General features: G+C 66.6%; 19 protein-coding genes and 3 pseudogenes. 11 read left to right on the top strand and 11 right to left on the bottom strand.

The features are described 5' to 3' along the window. Nucleotides 1-722 precede the first annotated feature (722 nt). The 4 genes and pseudogenes from QE379_RS00450 to QE379_RS00435 all read right to left on the bottom strand — a co-directional run. Nucleotides 723-1,265: pseudogene (locus QE379_RS00450) on the bottom strand (recombinase family protein); the annotation flags it as partial. A 78-nt stretch (nt 1,266-1,343) separates the two neighbouring features. Beyond that, nucleotides 1,344-1,730, bottom strand: a complete 387-nt coding sequence (locus QE379_RS00445) for a TniQ family protein (RefSeq protein ID WP_306996800.1) — start codon at nt 1,728-1,730, stop codon at nt 1,344-1,346. Beyond that, a complete protein-coding gene (locus tag QE379_RS00440; RefSeq protein ID WP_306996797.1) occupies nt 1,720-2,637 on the bottom strand; it encodes a TniB family NTP-binding protein in 918 nt (305 codons plus the stop codon). Before QE379_RS00440 ends, QE379_RS00445 begins: the two co-directional genes overlap by 11 nt. A 2-nt stretch (nt 2,638-2,639) precedes the next feature. After that, nucleotides 2,640-4,370, bottom strand: coding sequence for a Mu transposase C-terminal domain-containing protein (locus QE379_RS00435; RefSeq protein ID WP_306996795.1), 1,731 nt, complete (start codon nt 4,368-4,370; stop codon nt 2,640-2,642). Between the two features lie 162 nt (nt 4,371-4,532). Here QE379_RS00435 and QE379_RS19535 point away from each other — a divergent pair. Together QE379_RS19535 and QE379_RS00420 are read left to right on the top strand one after the other, a co-directional pair. After that, a pseudogene (locus tag QE379_RS19535) lies at nt 4,533-7,501 on the top strand (Tn3 family transposase). 140 nt (nt 7,502-7,641) lie between these two features. Then, complete coding sequence (locus QE379_RS00420; protein WP_306996789.1) at nt 7,642-7,941, top strand: hypothetical protein; 300 nt, start codon at nt 7,642-7,644, stop codon at nt 7,939-7,941. 12 nt (nt 7,942-7,953) lie between these two features. Here QE379_RS00420 and QE379_RS00415 read toward each other — a convergent pair whose 3' ends face one another. Beyond that, nucleotides 7,954-8,457: a hypothetical protein gene (locus QE379_RS00415; protein WP_306996787.1), complete on the bottom strand. Its 504-nt coding sequence runs from the start codon at nt 8,455-8,457 to the stop codon at nt 7,954-7,956. A 315-nt stretch (nt 8,458-8,772) separates the two neighbouring features. Here QE379_RS00415 and QE379_RS00410 point away from each other — a divergent pair. Both QE379_RS00410 and QE379_RS00405 read left to right on the top strand, forming a co-directional pair. Continuing rightward, nucleotides 8,773-9,639: pseudogene (locus QE379_RS00410) on the top strand (purine nucleoside permease); the annotation flags it as partial. Nucleotides 9,640-9,707: 68 nt separating this feature from the next. Beyond that, on the top strand, nt 9,708-9,986 hold the full coding sequence (locus tag QE379_RS00405; RefSeq protein ID WP_306996784.1) for a hypothetical protein: 279 nt from the start codon (nt 9,708-9,710) through the stop codon (nt 9,984-9,986). A gap of 28 nt (nt 9,987-10,014) precedes the next feature. On the opposite strand, the gene QE379_RS00400 is transcribed toward QE379_RS00405, so the two are convergent. The 6 genes from QE379_RS00400 to QE379_RS00375 all read right to left on the bottom strand — a co-directional run bounded on the left by QE379_RS00400 (nt 10,015) and on the right by QE379_RS00375 (nt 14,774). After that, nucleotides 10,015-10,863 carry an alpha/beta hydrolase gene (locus QE379_RS00400; RefSeq protein ID WP_306996782.1) on the bottom strand — a complete coding sequence of 283 codons (849 nt, stop codon included), beginning with the start codon at nt 10,861-10,863 and terminating at the stop codon, nt 10,015-10,017. Nucleotides 10,864-11,228: 365 nt separating this feature from the next. Next, complete coding sequence (locus tag QE379_RS00395) at nt 11,229-11,636, bottom strand: TadE/TadG family type IV pilus assembly protein (protein WP_306996780.1); 408 nt, start codon at nt 11,634-11,636, stop codon at nt 11,229-11,231. Beyond that, entirely contained in the window at nt 11,633-12,151 is a 519-nt protein-coding gene (locus QE379_RS00390) for a TadE/TadG family type IV pilus assembly protein (protein WP_306996778.1), read from the bottom strand. The genes QE379_RS00395 and QE379_RS00390 overlap by 4 nt, the downstream gene beginning before the upstream one ends. After that, entirely contained in the window at nt 12,148-12,732 is a 585-nt protein-coding gene (locus QE379_RS00385; protein WP_306996776.1) for a hypothetical protein, read from the bottom strand. Before QE379_RS00385 ends, QE379_RS00390 begins: the two co-directional genes overlap by 4 nt. Then, a complete protein-coding gene (locus QE379_RS00380) occupies nt 12,692-13,993 on the bottom strand; it encodes a pilus assembly protein TadG-related protein (protein ID WP_306996774.1) in 1,302 nt (433 codons plus the stop codon). Before QE379_RS00380 ends, QE379_RS00385 begins: the two co-directional genes overlap by 41 nt. A gap of 163 nt (nt 13,994-14,156) precedes the next feature. After that, on the bottom strand, nt 14,157-14,774 hold the full coding sequence (locus QE379_RS00375) for a TetR/AcrR family transcriptional regulator (RefSeq protein ID WP_306996815.1): 618 nt from the start codon (nt 14,772-14,774) through the stop codon (nt 14,157-14,159). 47 nt (nt 14,775-14,821) lie between these two features. Here QE379_RS00375 and QE379_RS00370 point away from each other — a divergent pair, with 47 nt between their 5' ends. The 7 genes from QE379_RS00370 (at nt 14,822) to QE379_RS00340 (ending at nt 21,802) form a co-directional block, all read left to right on the top strand. Then, entirely contained in the window at nt 14,822-15,667 is an 846-nt protein-coding gene (locus tag QE379_RS00370; RefSeq protein ID WP_306996772.1) for an oxidoreductase, read from the top strand. A gap of 177 nt (nt 15,668-15,844) precedes the next feature. Beyond that, nucleotides 15,845-16,486 (top strand): TMEM175 family protein, encoded by a 642-nt coding sequence (locus tag QE379_RS00365; protein ID WP_306996769.1) that lies wholly within the window; start codon nt 15,845-15,847, stop codon nt 16,484-16,486. Beyond that, entirely contained in the window at nt 16,483-16,995 is a 513-nt protein-coding gene (locus QE379_RS00360) for a DUF2306 domain-containing protein (RefSeq protein ID WP_306996767.1), read from the top strand. Before QE379_RS00365 ends, QE379_RS00360 begins: the two co-directional genes overlap by 4 nt. 192 nt (nt 16,996-17,187) lie before the next feature. After that, nucleotides 17,188-17,598, top strand: a complete 411-nt coding sequence (locus QE379_RS00355; RefSeq protein ID WP_306996765.1) for a hypothetical protein — start codon at nt 17,188-17,190, stop codon at nt 17,596-17,598. Between the two features lie 82 nt (nt 17,599-17,680). Further along, nucleotides 17,681-19,894: a TonB-dependent siderophore receptor gene (locus tag QE379_RS00350; RefSeq protein ID WP_306996763.1), complete on the top strand. Its 2,214-nt coding sequence runs from the start codon at nt 17,681-17,683 to the stop codon at nt 19,892-19,894. After that, the gene (locus QE379_RS00345) at nt 19,894-21,021 is read left to right on the top strand and encodes a PepSY domain-containing protein (RefSeq protein ID WP_306996761.1); all 1,128 of its coding nucleotides are present in this window, start codon (nt 19,894-19,896) and stop codon (nt 21,019-21,021) included. The genes QE379_RS00350 and QE379_RS00345 overlap by 1 nt, the downstream gene beginning before the upstream one ends. A gap of 121 nt (nt 21,022-21,142) precedes the next feature. After that, entirely contained in the window at nt 21,143-21,802 is a 660-nt protein-coding gene (locus QE379_RS00340) for a TetR/AcrR family transcriptional regulator (RefSeq protein ID WP_306996759.1), read from the top strand. Nucleotides 21,803-21,862 lie beyond the last annotated feature (60 nt).

Below are 21,862 nucleotides of genomic sequence, written 5' to 3'. Positions count from 1 at the left end.
GCAAGTCTCTCTAAGTGCTGGTCGAGTGCGGGGGTACGAAGAGCATAGCGAAGCGTTGATGCTTGCGGGCCGGTTTCCTCCTCAGCGATCAGTTCGGCAAGGCGCGCTGCCACGTCTTCCCGGCTGAACACGCGATCGAGCAGCGTGCGTTCGTCCCGCCATCTACCCCAGCTCGCTTGGCGAACCAGCAACTCCGCGGCAGTGCGAGCTACAATGACGGCGGCAGTAACGGGAAATGTGCGGCTTGCACATCTAGCGGCTGCCTGACGGACGGGTTCGGCCCAATCATTCAATCGCCAAAGCACTGCTGCAAATACGAACGGACTGGGCAAGCCACCTGTTATCTTCAGGAGTGCTGCCTCACGGAGGCGCCCATCACGGTGGAAAAGGAAAAGGTATTCAAGGCCCGGCAGTGCCAGCAACTGTTCGGCTCCACTCGGCTGCCGCGCCAGCAACCGCCCGATAAGCGGCTGCGGCGGATGGCGGTACAAGCCAGCAGCGTCCGCGATTTCGCCATCCGCTCTGGCAACGTGCCTGGGGTCCAAGCCGAATAGCAAACTCAGTGCTACTTCGAGTTCACGGCCAGCCTTACTCCCTTCCCGCAGTTTAGCGCCGACTATGTCCAAAGCGCTCAACAGCTCGGGAGAGAGAACGGAATGGCGAGCCATTAAATCACTTCCTCCAACGCTGGCGTGTCCCGGAGCCGTTTGACGGATCAGGGCCAACTCTCGATAAAGAGTAGAACGCCCAAGCCCAAGTTGTTTCGCAACCTGCGCAGGGCGGATGCCAGCCTCGACCAGTTTCAATGCCGACGCCAGCTTATCCGTGTCGAGCGTCGGCCGACCCGGCACCTTGCCGCGCGCGCGTGCCGCAGCGATCCCGTCGCGCGTGCGCTCGATGATGAGCCGCCGTTCAAAATGCGCGATGGCGCCAAAGACGTGGAACACCAGTTCGCCGGCCGCTGACGACGTATCCAAACGCTCTTCCAGCGATCGGAACGCCAGCCCCCGCGCCTTGAACATGTCGATCGTCTCCAGCAGCTCCTTTAGTGAGCGGCCGAGCCGATCGAGGCGCACGACACAGATGGTGTCGCCGGCACGGCAGAAGTCCAGCATCTCGGTCAGGCCCGGCCGATCGAAGCCCTTGCCGGACATGATGTCGTCGAACACCCGGATCGCGCCGGCTTCCTCGGTCAGCCGGCGCCGCTGCACCTCCAGGTCCTGGTCGCTGGTGGAGACGCGGGCATAACCCAGCACGTCCGGCATTGTATCACCCCTCGTCCCTAATCCGCTCGGTTTGTGGACGAGCGCTCCGGCATCCGCAAAATTACGGCTTGACCGTCCCTAAATACCGTCCACAAATCCGCCGTGTCCAGAAAATCTGAACCTCATTTTGTGGACGATTTCCGGATCGCAGCGGATCACCCAGCGCGCTGCCACCCTTGTTCGAGCATGGCAGCGGGCGTCGGTCATGTTGCGGAGCCGGCGGATCGACTGACCGGTGCCGCTCGACAGTCGATCCAGCAAGGCTTGGGGCGGATCGTCCGCGCATCGATCAAGGTCGCCGACATTGCAGCCGAGGCCATATCGACAGAAGGTCGCCACACCCATGCCGTAGGTGTCGACCAGTCTGCGGATATAGGTGTCGAGCCTCTCCAACGGACGCGGTTGCGGATGCAGCGGCCAGCGTGGGTGCGGCAGGTCGCCCATCAGCTCGACTTCATCGAACACGGGGGAAGGACGCTTCGAAGAGCGCACGCCGTTCGTCCGGCCCACGAAAGTCGCACCCTTCAAGCATCACGCGGTCGATCCGTTCGCGTCCGTGCAGCAGCGCATGGACGGTCGCGGCGGTAAGCAATGCTGCAACCTCGCCGATCAAGCCGGTCGATCGGCGCAGCACCATGCTGCGCAACTCGGGCGCGTCCGCCAGCGCTGATCGTTCGCGCAAAGGCAACGCACGCTCGAAACTGGCGAGGAGACGCGCGAACACACCGTCATCCTGCCATGCCGGCAGCGGGATCGGCTCGAAGCGGTTCTCGAGCTGGTCGTCGCTGCGCACCGCGATCTGAGCCTGTTTGGTGCCCAGGCCGACAATCGGGATGCGGAGCGTGTTGCCGAGGAACCGGAGCATGTTCAGGAATTCGGCGCGGCGACGGTGCGTGCCGGCGAGCAGGTTGTGCAGCTCGTCCACGATCAGCACCCGCACCTCGACGGCGCGCAGCAGGTCGAGCGCATAGCGTTCGAGACGTTCGCCGGGTAAGTTGAACGACACCGGCGCGTTAAGCGCCGTCAGGATCGCTCCGTAGAAGCGTCGGACGCTCGGTTCGGTCGGCATCTGCATAACCACGACCGGCACCACCTCGCGCTGGCCGCACGGACTTGGCGACGGCGGATGCAGGCGCCGGAATTTCTCGGCAATCATGCTCTTGCCGTTGTTGGTAGGCCCCACGATCAGCAGATTGGGCGGCCGGATGCGGCCTGGTCCAAATCTGAAAGCGTCATCGAGCCGCGCCAGAGCTGCTTCCGCATGGGGATGCGCGATCCACCATTGGCCGTGCATATGGGCCAGGCGCTCCGACGATGGCAGGTCGGCGATGTCACGGGCGGCGGGCGAGAGATGATCTGGTTCGCCCGTCATGCTCACCACTCCTCTACATCGAAAGGCTCGGATGACGCCGTGTTCTCGACCGCTCGCACCGGACAGAGCGAGGCGGGCTCGCTCAGCCGTGGCTCGGGCTCGGGGATGACACGCAGCCCGAGCCGGCGGGCCTGATTGCGGCGGGTCGTGCGCGTCGTGGTCCGCGCCTGCACCTCGATCTCTCGCATCTCCTCGATCGCGGCGAACAGCACACCTTCGTCTATGTCACTTTGCCGTTGCCGACGCAGGCGGGATCGGGCGAGACGGTGTTCCCACAGCGAGACGGGTGGCCGGGAAAGTTCACGGTAGCCGACTTCGAGATAGCCGCCGTCGTCGGGGTCATGGATGTAGATTCGGCTGAGGTCGCGGGGATCACGGCGGATGAGTATGCGCCGGGGTGGTCCGTCCCGTTCGATCCACGGTTTCAGCGCATCCGAAAAATATTGAATGTGGTCGATCACTACCCCGTCGCGGCGCAAGGTCCGCCGGACCACGGGCAGGAAATCGATCAGGAACGCGCGCGGATCACGCGGCGTGGGCGGTGTCCGACCGTCAGCGGCGAGGGCACGCACGCCTTCCTGATAGCGTCGCAATGGGGCTTCGCCGTCCAACCCGGCATGGGGGCGCAGATGGTAAAGCTTGGCGATAGCGACGGCCAACCATCTTTCCAGCTCCGCGAGCGTCAGACACGCGGCCTTGTCGCTGTCGTAGCGTCCACGCTGCATGACGTTGGAGAAGGTCGTGCCCGGCAGGCCATGCACCAACTCCATCAGCGTGCCGATCACCCGTTCCACGATACCACCGACCTGCGGTCGCCCGAGCGGTCGCCAGTCGATCGTGATGTCGTGCTGGGCGCAGCCGCGCTCCAGCGCCTCCGAGTGGAACTCGGCCGCATTGTCCACGCCGATGCAGCGAGGACGCCCCATCACCGGCCAGTCCGCATCGACCCCGATAGCGTCCAACCATACCCGCTTGTCCGACGCGACGTGCGCCAGGCACAGGCCGACACTGGTGGCGGACGGTGCTTCCAACGTGATGAGAAAGCCGGCAATGCAGCGGCTGAACACGTCGATCGCTACCGTCACCCAAGGTCGGCCGATCGGGCGGCGCTCGATCGGATCGACCAGAATGAGGTCTACCGGCGTATGGTCGATCTGCACCACATCGAGCGGTGCCTTGGCCGTCACGATCGATCCCAGCACCGCTTCCGGCACCTCCATATCCCCCCGCCGACGCCGCTCCTCCTGCGACAAGGCCGCGATCCTGCGCCGAACGGTGCTCGCCGAGGGCGGGCGCACATGCTGGTCGCGAGCGCGCCGGCGAACCTCAACCACGATCCTCTCGGCCGACAGCCGCTGCGGCGTCAGGTACAGTTCGGCAACGGCATCGCGGATCAGGGCATCGCGGCGCTCCTCGATCCGCCTCTTGCCGCGTCCGCCATCCGACCCGCTGCTGACCAGCGCGGTTAGCGTACCGCCACCCTCACGACATCTACGAAGCAAACGGTAAACCTGACGCTCGGATACGCCCAAGGCGACTGCGGCTGCGCGGGCCTGCTCGCGAGGACAGGCCCGCAGCGCCGCAAGTGGCCGAAGCACCAACGCACGCCGCTCTGCCTCCTGCCACAGGGGCTGGGGCACGAGGCTCAGGTCCGGGACTGTTTCCGCCATCTGCCGACCTCCACTCCGATAGAAGTGCAAGCTGCTGACATCGACTCCGATCGTCAGCGACACCGACTGTGACAAAAGCCGGCACCGCCTAGCAAGTGGTCATTCGGCTTGCGCTGACATTGGCTTCGATAACTGACACGATCCTCATAATGTCACATAACCCGTCTTTCGGTCTATGCTCCATGAACAGGCCCGTTTTCCTGTTTCGTGACGAACAGGACACCGATGCCGACCAAGACTATCCTGTCGCCTGCACAGCGTACCGCGATCTTCGATCCGCCTGCCGATCGTGCGACAATCGAACGGCTCTACACGCTCGGTCCCGACGATCTGGCGCAGGTGGCGCAACGTCGGCGCGGGGCCAACCGGATCGGCTATGCGGTGCAGCTCTGCTACCTGCGTCATCCCGGCCGGGGGTTGCTGACGGACGAGGCGGTGCCCGATGCCATGCTCGTGCTGCTCGCCGATCAGATTGGGTGCGCGGCCGACGACTTTACCAGCTATGCCATGCGCCCCACGACATTGCGCGAACACCGTGCCGAAATCGAAGCCCTGCTCGGTCTGCGTGCCTTTGCGCGAGTGGACGTGCGAGTGATGCTGGCGCTGGGATCGGAGATCGCCGCCTCGACCGACCGGGGCGAGACGATCGTCGCCGGGATGGTCGATCGTCTGCGGGCAGACCGGATCGTGCTGCCGGCGGCATCGACGCTGGAACGGCTCGCGCTCATCGTGCGGACACGAGCGCGCAAGGCGGCCCATTCCAACCTGATCCGCGACTGTTCGGCCGAGCAGGAAGCGGCGCTCGAACATCTGATCGCTTCCGACGACCACGGCCGTACCCGGCTCGGATGGATACGCGAATGGCCCGAAGCCCCATCGGCCGCCAACCTGAAAGGGATTGTCGAACGGCTCGACGCGGTGCGCGGCATCGGCATCGCAGCCGACCGGGCGCGCCGCATTCATGCCGCCCGCTATGCCGTCATCGCACGGACCGCCGGCATCGTCACCGCACAGCACCTGCGGCGTCTCGAACGCCCGCGCCGGCTCGCCATGCTCGTCGCTTCCATGATCGAGGTGGAAGCGGCGTTGACCGATGCTGCGTTGGTCATGGTCGAGAAGATGGTCGGCGCGCTGTTTCGCCGTGCCGACCGCACGCGGTCCGATCGACTGATCGGCCAGGCACGGATGCTGAAGGATACCGCGCGTTTCCATGCCCGGCTCGGTCGTCTGCTGGTCGACGCCCGCGCGAGCGGTCGCGATGCCTTCCGCACAATCGACGCCAAGCTGGGCTGGGACCAGCTCGAACGCAGCATCCGTTTCGCCGAGGATCTGACGCGCGCGGCCGATGACGGTCTGGAGGAAGTGGTCGAACGCTATCCCGCCGTGCGACGGTTCGCCCCGACCTTCCTCGCCGCCTTCACCTTCCGCACGGCGCGGTCGGGCGACCCGCTGCTCGGCGCGATCGAGGTGTTGCGGACGATGTACCGCGACGGTCGATCGGCCCTGCCGAAGCGGGTGCCGACCAGCTTCATCAAGCCCCGCTGGCGTAAGGTGGTGCAACCGGCAGAAGGTGCGATCGACCGGCACGCCTATGAGATTGCCGTGATCGTCCATTTGCGCGAACGGCTCGGGTCGGGTAGCATCTGGGTGGATGGCAGCCGCGCCTATCGCACGCTCGACGACTATCAACTGCCCGTGCCCGCCTTCGAGGCCTGCGCGCGACCGGCGATCTTCGTCTGGCCGTGCCGAGCGACTTTCGCGAATGGTATGAGGAACGCCGCACTCTGTTGGCCCGGCGCATGACGGAGGTGGAACGCGCAGCAGCAGCGGGCGAGCTGGTCGACGTGACGATCGAACGCGGGCAGTTGCTGATCTCCCCGATCCGGCGATCCCCGTCCGACGATGCCGATGCGCTGAAGGTGCGGCTCTACGCGATGCTGCCGCGTGTCCGCATCACCGACCTGCTGGTCGAGGTTGCCGCATGGTCGGGCTTCGCCAACCGTTTCGTCCATGCGCGCAGCGGCGCACCCGCCTCCGACCCGTCCGCGCTTATGGGTTCGATCCTCGCCGATGCGACCAATCTCGGGTTGGGCCGCATGGCGGAAAGCTCGCGCGGATTGACGCTGCCGCGCCTGCGCTGGACGGCGGAATGGCATGTGCGCGATGAAACCTACCTGTCGGCGCTGGCCGCGATCGTCGATTGCCACACCGCGCATCCGCTCGCAGCGGTATGGGGACCGGGCGACACATCGTCGTCGGACGGCCAGTTCTTCCGCGCCGGGGGCCAGGGCGAGGCGCGCGCCGATCGCAACGCACGTTACGGCACCGAACCCGGCGTGCTGTTCTACACCCACGTCACCGACCGCTTCACCCCGTTCCACACCAAGGTCATCGCCGCCAATGCCGGCGAGGCCGCCCACGTCCTTGATGGCCTGCTCGACCATGAAAGCGAGCTGGTCATCCGCGAACACGCGACCGACACCGCAGGCGCGGTCGATCATGTGTTCGGCCTATGCCACCTGCTCGGCTTCCGCTTCGCACCGCGCATCCGTGACCTCAACGAACGCCGGCTGTATGGCTTGTCGCCGCTCGACCCGTGGCCGACCCTTCGCCCCCTCGTGGCCGGTCCGGTCAACGTCCGTGCGATCGAGGCGGACTGGGACGAGACGTTGCGCCTTGCCGCCTCGATCCGCGCCGGCACCGTCAGCGCCTCGATCATGCTGCGCAAGCTGGCGGGCTTCCCGCGCCAGAACCCGGTCGCGCGTGCCCTGCGCGAGATCGGGCGGATCGAGCGCACCCTGTTCATGCTCGATTGGTTCGATGATCCCGACCAGCGGCGCCGCACCGGCAGCATCCTCAACAAGGGCGAAGCCCGCAACGCGCTCGCCCGCGCCATCTTCTTCAACCGGCTCGGCGAACTGCGCGACCGCACCTTCGAGAACCAGCGCCATCGCGCCTCCGGCCTGACCCTCGTCACCGCAGCCGTTACGCTGTGGAACACCGTCTATCTCGACCGAGCCGTCCGGCATCTGCGTGGCAACGGCGTCGACGTGCCCGACGAACTGCTCGCCCATGTCGCCCCGCTGGGCTGGGAGCATATCGGCCTCACCGGTGACTATCTCTGGGGCGAGATCCACAAGCCCCGCGAGCGGTTCAGACCGCTTCGCCTCCATCAGACCGGCCGCGACGCTTAGCGTACGTTTTCGACCATCCTCTCACCGGCCCCCTTCTCGCCCGCGCCGGGCGGCGGCTATGTCCTCGCCCGGGGCATGGCCAGTCAGCCGGTGGCGCGGGACGGCCTGGCCGCGATGATCGTCAAGCAATGCTCGAAATCATGACCGGGCCTGCCGAGGGCGGTGGTGCCATCGTCTATGGCGCCCTGGCCGACGAATTGCTGCTGGCGTCCCAGCGGCTCGGCGAACTGGCCTATGACCTCGGCAGCGACAACGAGACGCTGCGGCGTCATATGACCAGCCTGCAATCGGTCGACGAGGTGACCCAGCATCTGCTGGTCGTCGCCGACCTGTTGCGCGCGGGGGCCGATCGGGATGCGATCGCGCAAGTCCCCCTCGCCGACATGGCCGACCGCCTGCAAAAGGCCCTGTCGGATCGGCCGGTCGGCGCACCGTCATGATATGAACATCCTTTACCGACGCGCCGATGCGCCTTCCACGACCGCCTCGTATATCTGCGACCGATCCGGTCCTTCGGCGATGTGCAGCACGACCCAGGTTTCGGCGCGCCGGGCGACCATCACCCGTATCCGGTCGTTGAACAGGCCGTCCGCCAGCCCGACCGGCGCCACCTTGCCCGAATTGAGGATCAACGCGCCCATATCGCGCCCGCAGGCGGGGCCGACGCAGGAATAGGCGATCGCGAACCCCGCCTTTCGCAGCACGCCGTCATAATAGCGCTCGATCTGCAAGGGCGCGGTCGCCGGTTTCACCCGGTAATCGATATGGGTGACCGTGCCTTCGACGACCTGCCGGTTGGCTTGCCCCTCGGCATCGGCGATCGGGCCGGTCGGGATGACGATCTCGTCGAGCGAGGGCGCCCGGTAGCCGTCGATGACGGATTGCGGATAGCGCGGAAGATCGGGGTGATCCTGGCCGTCGCTGTCCTGGGCTGACAGCGGACTGCTCAGGGCCATGCATGCGATCACGAGAATGCGGGAATATCTCTTCACCATCGTTCCTGTCTCCGTTGCCGTGTCGTCGAAGGGCGTCAGGCGATGCGCCGCGATCGGGGATGGCCGTCAGCCGGGATGGCGCATGGATAGCATGGCGGCATGACGCAGCCGAGACGATTCCCACGGCGTCTGTCCCAGGCTGCGGTCCGTGTCGCTGCTCTACTTCCTGCAACGCTGCGTCAGATTCATTGCGTTTGCGTGCACATCTATAATCGATAGTTGCTGGCGGCTCGCTGGTCGTCGGTCCGATGCCATGCCTTAGCGCCGACACCGGGCATGCCGGGTTCCGGGGGCATGGTTGGCGAGCGCGTATCGGTTTTCCAGTCGCGGGAGTCAGCAATGCGATCGATCCTCCGTCTATCCGTCTTCTCCCTTGCCCTGGCTTTCGCACCGCCATCGGTGGCGACGGCGCAGGAGCCGCCGGTGCCTCCCCTGCCCACGAACCGGCGCATAGCGGTCAAGGTGATCGTCATCGCGAATTTCGAGCCGGGCAAGGACATGGGCGATGTTCCCGGCGAGTTCCAGCTCTGGGCCGAGCGCGAACATCTGGACGAAGTCATTCCCCTGCCGGGTGCGACACACCCGCTGCGCCGAAATGCGCAGGGACTGTACGGCATGGTCTGGGGCAGCACCGGCACCCTGTTCAGCGACAATGGCCAGCAGCTGATCGGGCTGTTGATGGACCCCCGCTTCGATTTCACCAAGACATATTGGCTGTTCACGGGGATTTCCGGCGTCGATCCTGCCGTGGCCTCCGTCGGTAGCGCGGCATGGGCTCGCTGGGTGGTACAGGGCGATACGTTGCGCGAATTCGACGATCGCGAGGTGCCGACATCATGGCCCTACGGCCTTTTCGCGATCGGCGCGGACAAGCCCGATCGGCTGCCGACCAACGGCAACAGCTTCGGCGGAACCGACGACATATCCGGACTGGGCATGGCGATCGAATTGAACCAGGGCCTGGCACGCTGGGCCTTCGAGCGGACGCGTTCGGTCCGGATACCGGATTCTCCGTCGCTGCGCCGGGCGCGGGCGGCGTGGAAGGGCTATCCCAATGCGCAGCGTCCGCCGTTCGTGCTGATGGGCGAAACGCTGGGTTCGCGCCGCTACTGGCATGGTCCGGGACGTACCCGCTGGGCGCGCGACTGGGTCAGATTGTGGACGCACCAGAAGGGCGTGTTCGCCATGACCAATATGGAAAACGCCAGACATTGGCCGGAGCGATCGAACTGGGCGCCAAGCTCAAACTGGTGGACCCGGGGCGGGTCATGGTTCTCCGCACGGGCAGCAATCCGTCCATGCCACCGCCGGGCACCTCGGCGACCGCCAGTGTCGGCGACGAGGGCCCCGGCCAAATGGTCGCCTATGAGGCCAATTACCGCGTCGGCGTTCCCGTCGTGCACGAATTGCTCGACCATTGGGACCTCTATGCCGACACCGTCCCGTCCGTCGATACGCCCGCGAACGATCCCGCAAAGCCCGCCCGGTGAGACGGGCGGACGCAAAGGCTATCCCGATCTACAGCATGCCGATGTCGTGCAGCCATTGCTCGACCTGCCCGGGCCATTGCCTTGTGATCGGATCGGCGGTCGGCCGCATGCCGAAGGCATGCCCTCCCCTTGCGTAGAGGCGCATATCCACCGGCACGCCAGCGTCGTTGAGCGCCAGCGCATAGGCCATGGGCTGCCGGATATTGTCGACGGGGTCGTTCATCGCATGGATGATGAGCGTCGGCGGTGCCTTGGGGTTGATCTTTACCCAGGGGGCGAGTTCGAGTTCGTTCCTGCCCTTGCCGGTGTCCCACACACGGGCCGTATAGGCGACGATCGCGAAGTCGGGCCGGGGCGATACCCGATCCGCCGCATCGCGGACGGGATAGGTCCTTTCGTAATCGTTGCTCATGTTCGTCACGAGATACGCGCCCGCCGAAAAGCCGATCACGCCGATCTTATGAGGGTCGATCCGATAGGCCGTCGCCTGGTGACGCAACAAGCCCATGGCGCGTTGCGCGTCTTCCAGACCCAGCAATATGTCTGGCCGCTTCTGCCGCCCATTCACCTTGGGCCAGACCTGCGGCGTCCGGTATTTCAGCATGACGCATGTCATGCCCTTCGTGACGACCCAGTCGCAGATCTCGGTCCCTTCCAGATCCGTCGCGACCGCGTAGAAGCCCCCGCCCGGTAGCACCAGCATGGTCGCACCGGTGTTCCGCCCCTTCGGCCGGTAGATCGTCATGGTCGGCCGGGTGACATAGCTCACCCAATGCCACTTCCTGCCACCGACCAGCGGCGAGCCGTTGCCCGTGGCTTCGGCCTCGTCGCCGGTGTCCGGTTTGGCGAGAGCGGCGCCGGCGGGCCATAACGGCATTTGGGTTCCGCCGACGGTCGGTTGCCAAACGCCCTTTCGTTCCACCTTGGGAACCTCGATCCTGTCCGTCGGCGTGTCGCTCCTGCTCGCCTGGCCGCAAGCCGCTCCAGCAAGTCCGAGGGCGAGAAGCGAGGGCACGACACACCGGAAGCGCGACAAGGTCCTGTCTCCAAATTCGAGGGCGCGACCGGCGGTCGGGGATCGGCCGGGTCGCGCTGATGCAGGTTAATGGCGGCTGCTATTCCCGCAAGCGGCGGTGTGCCCGAAATCGAACGGCAAGCGAGGCGGGCAATCTCCCGATCCGTCGCGCTTGCGATCCCGAGCCTATGGCCCGCTCGACCCCTCACCCAAGGAGTGGCGCCCCTTCAATTCGGCGCGACGAAGCAGGAATTCGCGTTGAGGGTCGAAAGGGATTTCGGAAGGAGCGATGTGGCGAGGCTGATCGGAACGACGATCGTCACCTTGTTCATGCCATTCGCCCCGGAACAAATCTGGTCGGTCGATACCGTCACGCTGCTCGGCGGTGCGGGGATGCCCCGTTGTTGAGCGAGGGCACTGGCATAGGCTTGCGTCGCCTCCGGCGTCTCGCACCCCGATGCGCCGAGGGCGAAGCAGCGGACGCTTTCCGATGCCACTTGCTGAAGCCCCTGCTGCCGCCATTCCAGCAGCGCCCCTTCGATCAGCAGGAATATGAAGCTGAGCAGGGCCGGTGCGAGTAGCGCGAATTCCACCGCGCTGGCTGCCTTGCGGTCGGCTCGAAGGCGTCGGATCATGGCAGCCTCACCGTCACCGCGCTCGCCATGGTCGAACCATCGAGCCACGGATTCCGGATGATCGAGCGATAGTTCGACGTTGCGGCGATCGTGACATAGAAGCCCGAGGTAGCGCCGCTGGGACAGGGCGCGCCGCAGGAGGACGCAGGCACATAGGTCGTCGGCAGGCCGGGCGCCACGCAGGAGCATGAGCGCGCGGACGGGGCGACGGCGCAATTCTGCGCCTGGCCGTTGCAACGGATGGTCGCGGTGACGGCATCGGCGGGAAGGGCGCTGGCGGCGACGACATATCGGGAGAGCCGGTCGACGTCCAACGCATTGGCGTTGCGCATGTTATAGCCAAGGATCGAGGCCTGCTCGACCGCGCTGCTCAGCCTGGCGCTCCTGACGAGATAGACGCCGAAATCGAGCGCCGGGAGGAGCGCGCCGAAGATGAGCAGCGACCAGAGCGCGAACTCGATCGCCGCGACACCCCGGGTGTCCCGGAGGAGCTGTGACGGAGCTTTCCTGGTCATCGCACCAGTCCCACATTGCCGCTATTCCCGCCCGCCGACATGCTGGCACAGGCGGTCGCCGCGCTCGGCCCCCCGGAGAGCGTCACGGTCTTCGCGACCAGGGAGAAACATCCGCCCCCGATGCTCGCGCCGCCACTCATGCGAAAGTCGGAATTGGGCGCATAGATGATCCCGGAATAGGCATCCTGGGTCCCCCCGCCCAGCGTGGTCGTGGCGCTGGAGCGCGTCGCGAAGAGAATGTCGGCGATCCCGAAGGACGATCCGCTCGACGGCGCGTTCAGGGCGATGGCCGTTCCCCCGGCGGCTTTCAACGTGCCCGCCAGGATGAAGCTGACGTCGCGGCCCGCCATCGTGCCCCCGGTATTGTTCGTAAAGCCGCCATTGATGAGGTAGGTGCCGGACCCGAAGGTGGAACCGCCGTTCAGGTCCAGATCGCCGTTGATATAATGGGTACCGGTCGCCCCGAAGACGATGTTGCTGCCGCCGGCGGTCTTGACCGCGCCGTTGGCACTGAAGGCGCCATCGCCGAAGCTGGCTTCGCTACCCCCCCGATAGGCCGATCGCGGTGCCCTTGCCGTCATTCCCGATGGCATAGTTTCCGGCCCCCACGGTCAGGCGGCTGCCGCCGCCATCCACCAGGATGGCGCCCGCCACATCCATGTCGCCCGCGCCGATCGTGGCGGTCGACCCGCCGCCCAGCGAGATCGAACCGAAATAGTGGCGACCGGCTCCCACGGTCAGGGTGGTGCCCCCGCTCAGCGCGACGGGCGCGTTGATGGTCACCGGCCCATCGGGCAGCATCAGCCCCCCGCCCCCGCCCACGGTCACGCTGCCGCTCACCGTCACGACCGATGGCCCCTGGATGTTCAGCTTCAGCGACCCGGTATTGAGATTGGCGAAATGATATTCGCCCGCCGGGAATGTCCATGTCCCGTCCGACAGCGTGCCGGTCTTGCCCTGGAACGTCATCGTCGTGGGATAATAGGACAGGGAAAGGTCGTCGCCGGTCGGCACGCTCGCCCTTCGGGGGGCGGTATAGGAACCGAGCCGGGAGAAAGCCGCCGCCAGCGCGCTGTTGTTCGCCAGCGGGTCGGGCGTGCTGCCCGTCGCCTTGACCTGGCGGCCGGTGACGCTGCTGCCGCCGGCATTGGTCAGGCTTCCGCCATAGGTGATCGTATCGGCCTTCAGCCCACTACCGCCGCTCAACCCGATATCGCCGGACGACGTGACCGCCTTGGCGCTGATCGTCGAGCCACCGCTGATCGCGATGGGGCCGTTCGAGAGCAGGGCACAATTGGACGCGCTGACGGACGTGCCGCCCGACAGGGTCACGCCATTGGACGGCGCCAGCGCCAGGATGCAGGGCGGCGCCTGCCTGCTCGGCAAGGAGGCGATCGACGCGACCGTGACGTCATAGCTGGTCTTGGGCGTGAAGATGCGGGCCAGGTGGAGCGGAATGGACGTCGTGATCGTGACCTGCACGACATCGCTGATCGTGGCGCTGTATCCGGTGATGTGCCGGACCGTCACCCGCTGCGGCAGGATGCCGTTCGCCAGTGCGACATCTTTGGCAGCGGCGGCCAGCACGGCATCATCGGGCGACTGCACATAGGCGTTTGCCGCCGCCAGGGCCGCGGCATCGGCCGGGCCCTGCAGGCTGATCTTCGATCGGTAACCTTGCCCCAGTTCGACGGCAAAGGCCGCGGTGCCGATCAGGCTGAGCAGTGCGAGGACGCCGAGCAGGCTGACCGACCCTCGCCGATCGCTTCGGAAAGTAAGCGACTTTGGTTCGGCGTTTCCAGCGGCCGCGAAAACGTGCTTGAGCGATCTTCGAACGGGCATGGCACCCGAATGGCACGATATTGTATAATTAACGTTAAATCGTCTGCCGGAGGTCGTTCTGGACCTGCGGATCGGCCTGGTTCATCGCGTTCGCCCTTTGCCTCAAGGGAACCCTTCCCTCTTCCGGGGCCATTCCGCTTTCCATGATCGCCCGACCCCTTGGTTATCCAGGCGACGTCCGGCACGGCAAGTGAGGCGGAACGGGCGCCAGCGTGTCGGCGATGGCGAGGGCCGCCTGACGAAGTTCGTCGTCGGATAGCTCGCCAGCCGACCAGAAGGACAAGGCGCCGCGAAAGGCGAGGGCGAGCTGGTAGGGTCCGTCGCTGGCCGATGGTCGACGTGAAACGCCGACCATGGCCTCGCCCGTCCATGCCAGCGCCCAAAAGGCCGCGGATCGTTCCAGGGCATCGGTTCGAGCCGGGCCGGCGGTGCCGAGCGATCCCATCACGGCGCGGTTCACGTCCGGCTCCTCCAGCATGACGGCGACCGCGACCGCGACCGCCAGCCTGATACGGCCTGCCCTGTCCGCTGGCGGCGTCGCCGCGGTGTAGCGCATCGCCATCGTCTCGATCCGTCGGCCGGACAGGGCGTGCATGACGCCAGCCTTGCTGCCGAACTGGTTGAAGGGGGTGGCGAAGCTGACCCCCGCCTCGGCCGCCAGGTCGCGCATCGAAAATCCGGCCTTGCCCGAGCGGAGCAGCCGTTCCGCCGCTTCGAGCACCCGCTGGCGGACGGGCGCTCCCCGTTCGCCGGGGGAGCCGTTGGGCTTGCTTAGCGTCATACGCACCTATATCATGATATAGTTATCCGGTTTCACAGGGTTATCGTATGAACGCCGTCTCGCCAAAGACCTTCCTCATCACCGGTGTCAGCTCGGGCCTGGGTCGCGCCTTCGCGCAAGGGGCGCTCGATGCCGGGCACCGGGTCATCGGCACCGTCCGGCGCGAGAGCGACGCCGAGGCGTTTGCGGCGCTCGATCCCGATCGCGCGCATCCGCTGGTGCTGGACGTGACCGACTATGCCGCCATCCCCGACGCCGTCGCCCGCGCGGAGCGGAGGGCGGGTGCGGTCGAGGTGCTGGTCAACAATGCGGGCTATGGTCACGAGGGCGTGGTCGAGGAATCGTCGATCGACGATCTCCAGCGTCAGTTCGCCGCCAATGTGTTCGGGCCGGTGGCGATGATGAAGGCGGTGCTGCCCGGCATGCGCGCGCGCCGGGCGGGCCATATCGTCAACGTGACCTCGATGGGCGGGTTCATCACCATGCCGGGGATCGGTTTCTACTGCGGCAGCAAATTCGCGCTGGAGGGCATTTCGGAAGCGCTCGGCAAGGAGGTCGCGGGCTTCGGCATCCGCGTCACCGCGCTCGCCCCCGGTCAGTTCCGCACCGACTGGGCGGGGCGCTCGATGGACCGCACGCCGCGCAGCATCGCCGACTATGACGCGGTCATGGACCCGCTCCGCGCGGCACGGCAGGCCAAGAGCGGCCACCAGCCGGGCGATCCCGCCAAGGCCGCGCAGGCGCTGCTGGCCCTGATCGACGCGGAAACGCCGCCCACGCGGCTGTTCCTCGGGGCCGACGCGCTCGGCCTGGTCGATCAGAAGCTGGAGGCGATGAAAGAGGAACGCGACCGGTGGGACGCGCTCTCCCGTTCGACCAGCTTCGCGACCTGACCAAGACGCTTCCTGGAACGCAAGGCGATCGAAACGGCCGGGGCCGTCTCGATCGGCCATGACGTGTCCGCGGTGAACGGTCGGAAGCGTTTCGATGACCGGGCCTTGCGCTCGGCCTTCTCTGCGGCTTGCCTTGGCGTCGACCTGCGGTGAAGATGCGGCGCTGGGGGGACGACCATGACGAACGACCGTGGACACGCCAAACTCGAACGGCTGACCTTCTTCTCGGATGCGGTGTTCGCGATCGCCATGACGCTTTTGGTGATCGAGGTGCGCCTGCCGGAATTGCACGCCGTCACGGAATCATCACTGGCGCAGGCGCTGGCGAACCTGCTGCCCAACTATATCGGCTTCATCATCAGCTTCCTGGTCATCGGCCGGTTCTGGACCGGGCATCACCGGCTGATGGCGATGATCGACGCGGCCGATCCGGCGCTGGTCCGCGCCAACCTGCTGCTGCTGATGGCGATCGCCTTCATGCCGTTCCCGACCGCGGTGCTGAGCGACTATTCGCTGATGCGCGTCGCGATCGGCTTCTACACGGCCTATCTGCTGCTGGTCGGGCTCGCCAATGTCCGGGTCATCACCGTCGCGATGCGGCACCTGTCGAAAGGCGATCCCGACGTGGCGGAGGATGCCCGACAGTTGCGGCGGTCGATGTGGTCGCCGCTCGTCATCGCCGCGACCGGCTTCGTCGCAGGCATGGTGTCGCCGGTCGCCGGGCTGGTCGCCATGGTGGTCGTAACGCCGTTCGTCCTGCTGGTCCTGACCCGCCTCGGCCATCGTTCCGGCGTGTCGGGTGAGGGATCGGAGGCATGATGGCGTCCGTCGCTCATCCCGCCGCGCCCCGCGCCTCCGTGCGGCCGGAACGGATCGACCGCCTGCTGTCGGCTGGTGCGGTCATCCTGTTCGTCGCGGCCGTCGCAGCGATCCTGCGGGGCCACGATCAGTGGCGGATGGTACCGGCGCTGATCTGGCTGCACCTTGCGACCATCCTCGTCGCGACCGCGCTGACGCCGGTCATGCTGCTGCGCGTTCGCGGCGACCGGCGACACCGGACGATCGGCAAGCTGTGGATCGTCGCCATGCTGGCGACGGCGATCTCCTCGCTGTTCATCCACGTCTCCGGGCCGGGGCGGTTCTCCGTCATCCACCTCCTGTCGTTCTGGACCCTGGTGCAGGTGCCGCTGATCTGGTGGACGGCGCGTCGCCACGATGTGGCCCGGCATCGCCGGGCGGTGCACGGCATGGTGATCGGCGCCCTGCTGGTCGCCGGTTTCTTCACCTTCCCTTTTCACCGTCTGCTCGGCACCTGGCTGTTCGGCTGATCGACCCGTCGGAGGCTGGGGCGCTTCCCCAAATGCGGCGCGTGCGGAGATGCCCCACCCCAACCCCTCCCCTGAAGGGGAGGGGCTCGGCCCGGGTGTCTCCATAGCCTGACCGGGGCGCGCTAGGGGAAAGCCGGAGCGGGGCGGAATGTCCAAGTGACACAAGCGGATGGCAAGGGTAAGTCGTCCTCCGTGCACGCCGTCCGGCATCTTCTGGCGCAACGCCATCTTGCCGTGCTGATCTGCGCGGCGACGCTGCTGCTGAAGCTGCTGGTCCCCGTCGGCTACATGATCGACACCGATCATGGGCGGATCACCGTCACCCTCTGCCCGGGCACCGCGCCGCGCGCGATGACGATGGCGATGCCGGGCCTGCATGGTGACATGCCCGACCATGGCGGGCTGAAGGACCATGGCAAGGCGGAGACGCCCTGTGCCTTCTCCGGTCTGTCGGCCGCGATGCTGGGCGCGATCGATCCCGTCCAGCTCGCCGCGCTGATCGCATTCGTCCTGGCGCTTGGCCTGATCGCCACGGTCCCGCGGGCCCCCTCATGTCCCGCCTATCTCCGTCCGCCGCTGCGAGGACCGCCGACCTCCCTTTGACCTGTCGTTCCACGCGCTTGATCCGGCGCGTCCATGAACCGCGGTTCGCGCCCTTGGCGTCGGGCCGGTCAAAGGTATTTCGATGCTTCGAAAACATCTTCCGGTCGGCGCGGCTGCGTCCTGCCTGCTGCTGGCCGTGCCGGTCGCGGCACAGACCCGCGACGCCACCGACGATCGCACCGATGCGACGATCGTCGTCACCGGCCAGCGCGATCCGCTGAAGCTGGACGATCAGGCGCAGGCCGGCAGTCGGCTCGGCCTTTCGATCCGCGAGACGCCGGCGAGCGTCGAGGTGCTGACGCAGGACGATCTCCAGCTTCGCGGCCTTCGCACCGCGCGGGAGACGTTCAACGATGTGGTGGGCGCGATCGCGGGCAACGTGCCGGGGAACCCGGCGGTCGTCTCGCTGCGCGGCTTCGCCGGGAACACCGTCTCGATCCTTCAGGACGGGGTGCGGGTGTCGGCATCGACCGTCGTCCAGCGCGACAGCAACAACTGGCATTACGACCGCATCGAGGTGCTGAAGGGCCCGGCGTCGGTCCTCTACGGCGAAGGCGCGCTGGCCGGCGTCATCAACAAGGTCACGCGCAAGCCCGTGCTGGGCGAACGCCATCTCGATACCCTGCTGTCGGTCGGGAGCTTCGACACGGTGTTCGCAGGCGGCGGGGTCAACCTGCCGGTTTCGTCGACGATCGCGGTGCGCGCGGACGCCAGCTACCAGCGGTCGGACAGTCTCTACGATGTCGACGACAACGCCAGCTTCTCGGCCGGACTGACCGCCAGCGCGCTATGGAAGCCCAGTGATCGCCTCTCGCTGCTCGTCGCGGTCTATCATTTCGAGGATCGTTACGACGCCACCTATCAGGGTTTGCCGCTGATCCCCGGCCGATATGCGCTGCACCCGACCGATGCCGTCACGACGGCGAACGGCCTGGTCGCCGATCGCGGCTTGCGTCGCCGCAACTACAATCCCCGGGGCGCCTATTCCGGTGCCGACGAAACGACGCTGCGCTCACGGCTCGACTGGTCGATCGGCAGTGGCTGGACCGTCGCGCTCGACCTGACCGGCTATACGGCCAAGCGCGCGTTCCTGCTGGCGGACAGCCAGACCTTCGTCTCGCCCACCCCGGCGTTCCCGAGCGGCAGCTTCCGCCAGACCTATCAGGATTTCCGCCACGATCACCGGTTCTGGAACGCGCGCGGCGTGATCGGCCATGACAGCCGGATCATCGGCCTGCGCAACCGCTTCGGCCTGGGCGTCGAGCATAACGACACCGATTTCGTCAGCCTGCGGCAGACCGCCTCCCCCTCCGCCCTCCCGGCGGTGGACGTGCGCAACCCGGCCGTCCTGCCCCTGCCCACCGGGACAGCGATCTTCACCGCCGGCAACGTCACCTTCGATTCCAGGCTGAAACAGACCTCGGTCTTTGCGGAGGAGGCGCTGAACCTGACGCCGAAGTGGCTGCTGGTGGGCGGGATACGCCGGGACCATATGGAACTGGACCGCGCGACGATCCAGAATGTCACCGGTGCGGTCGATCGCAACCGCCCGACCTTCGATCCCGTCTCGTGGCGTGCGGGCACGACCTGGGACGTGGCGCCGGGCCTGACGCTCTATGCGCAATATACGACGGCGGTATCGCCGGTATCCTCGATCCTGCTGGCCTCGATCGCCAACAGCCGCTTCCGGCTGACGAAGGGGCGTGCCTATGAGGCCGGTTTCAAGGCAAGTGGCTGGGGCGGGCGCGCAAGCGTCACCGGCGCGGCCTATCGGATCGAACAGCGCGATATCCTGACGCGCGATCCCGACAACCCGGCACTGGCCGTGCAGGGCGGGCGGCAGTCCTCGCAGGGCGTCGAGCTGTCCGGCGTCCTCTCTCCGGTGAAGGCGCTGCGCCTGTCGGGCGGCGTGTCCTACACCGACGCGCGCTATGACGCGCTTTCCGAGCTGGTCGGGGGCGTGCGGGTCGATCGAAGCGGCAACCGCCCGATCAACATCCCCTCGACGACGGTCAATGCCTCGGCGCTCTATACCATCGCCGGCGCGGTGACGCTGGGCGGTTTCCTGCGACATGCCGGCGCCTTCTATACCGACACCGCCAACACCATCCAGGTCGCCGGGCATATCGTGCCGGATGCCAGCCTGTCGGTGCCCGTCGCGCCGCAGGCGACCCTGACGCTGCGCGGCCGGAACCTGACCAACGCCTTTTACGGCGAATATTCCGGCTATCCGACCACCAACATCTATATCGGCGCGCCGCGATCGGTCGAGGTGGCGCTGGCGACGCGGTTCTGATGCCCGGCCATCGCCGATCGACGGCATCGCGCGCGCGCATCCTGGTGCGCGATGTTCATCTCTGGCTGGGCATGGGCCTGGGGTTGCTGTTCGCGGTGCTGGGCCTCACCGGATCGGCACTGGTGTTCTACACCGGCATCGACGCCGCGCTTCATCCCGTGGTCGAGGGCGGGCGGAGCGACGGTGCGCCGGACCTGACGTCGCCGGTCTGGGATCGGGCCTTGGCGGCCGGGCGTGCCCGCTGGCACGATCCCGTCGGCAAATGGACCATCGAGGTGACGGGCGAAGGCGGCGCGATCCCGGCGCGCTTCTATCCGTCGTCCGGTCACGGTCATCACGCCGATCGGATAATGGTCTGGTTCTCGCCCGATGGCGGGCGGATCGTCCGTGCCGAACCCTGGGGCGGCTATCTGATGAGCTGGCTCTACCAGCTTCACATGGCGTTGCTGGCCGGCGACCTGGGCGGTCAGGTGGTGGGCTGGTCGGGCGTGGCGATGCTCCTGCTGCTGGTCACCGGCATCGCGGTCTGGTGGCCGCGCGGAAGCTGGCGCAAGGCGGTTGCCTTCAAACGCGACGCGGCGCCGATCCGCCGCCTGCGCGACCTGCACAAGCTGTCCGGCCTCTGGAGCGTGGTGCTGCTGTTCGTGCTGGTCGCGACCGGCATATTGCTCGCGCTGCCTGCCGTCACCCAGGCCATGTTGCGGCCCGATGCCATTCCGGCTCCCAAGTCCGTGGGCGGCCCGGGTGCGGGCACGACGATCGTGCGAGCGTTCGACGTGGCGCATCGGGCGTTGCCGGATGGCCGGATCGTCTTCATCGACATACCCGGCGCGCACGACGCACCGATCCGCGTGCGCCTCCAGGTGCCCGGCGACCCCCATGCGCGCTTTCCGGGAAGCTACGTCTTCATCGACCGGGTCTCGGGACAGGTGCTGGCGGTGCACGATGTCCGCCGTGCCGATAGCGGAACCGCCGTGGCGAGCTGGATCCGCACGCTGCATGACGGGACGGTCGGAGGCCTGGCTACGCGCATCCTGGCCGTGGTGGCGGGCCTCGTCCCCTCGCTGCTATGGGCGACCGGCATCCTGCATTGGCTGCGACGGCGCAGGCGTTCGCGGGATCGGTGATGCTCCGGGAATGTCCGGGGCTCCGCGTCGAGACCGGCCACCCAGAAAGCGACGATCGATTTATTCCCCGACGCCTCTATCCTGACCCGCTATGCCCAGACTCATCGCTCATCCCAGGCCCGTGACGCTGTTCGATATCGAGGGCGAGGAAACGCCGTCCAAGCGCCGGCTTGCCGACGCCGGCGAGCGGTTGATGGGGACGCACGGCATCGATACGCCGTCGCTACAGGAGATCGCGGCCGCAGCGGGTCAGGCGAACAAATTCGCGGTGCAATATCATTTCGGCGGGCGTGACGGGCTGATCGACGCCATCTTCGCGATCCGGATGCGACACATCGTCATGCGGCGCCAGGAATGTATCCGCCAGGCCGAAGAGCGCGGCTTGACGGATGATCTCGGCAGTCTGCTGGAGGCGGTGTTCCTGCCGATGTCGGAGCAGATCGACGCGAACGGCCACCACAGCTACGCACGGCTGCTGCTGCAATATACGACGCGGATCGGGTTCGATCCGCATCGCCGCGACGACCCGTTCAACGCGCGGCGCGGACTCGCGGTGTCCCTGATGGAGCGGATGGCCGCTCTGCTCGACCTGACCACATCGCAATTCGAGCTGGCTTTTTCCCAGCAGCATTTCGCGATGATCGTCGGGCTGGCGGCACGTGACAATTTCGCCTTTCGCGGACATGCCATATTGTCGCTCGAAGAGCTGATCGATCAGACCATCGCCATGACCGTACCCGCGCTGGAGGCGGCCGCCCGCTTCATATTGCGACGCGGCTGAGCCCCCCGGCCCCCACGCGCGAAGGGAAAGTTGCACCCCCGCAACCAAAAGCTTCTTCAA

Origin of the sequence: Sphingomonas sp. SORGH_AS_0879 (assembly GCF_030819175.1) — a bacterium.
In the GTDB taxonomy this organism is placed as follows: Bacteria; Pseudomonadota; Alphaproteobacteria; order Sphingomonadales; family Sphingomonadaceae; genus Sphingomonas.
This window is presented reverse-complemented; position numbering and strand designations above follow the sequence as displayed.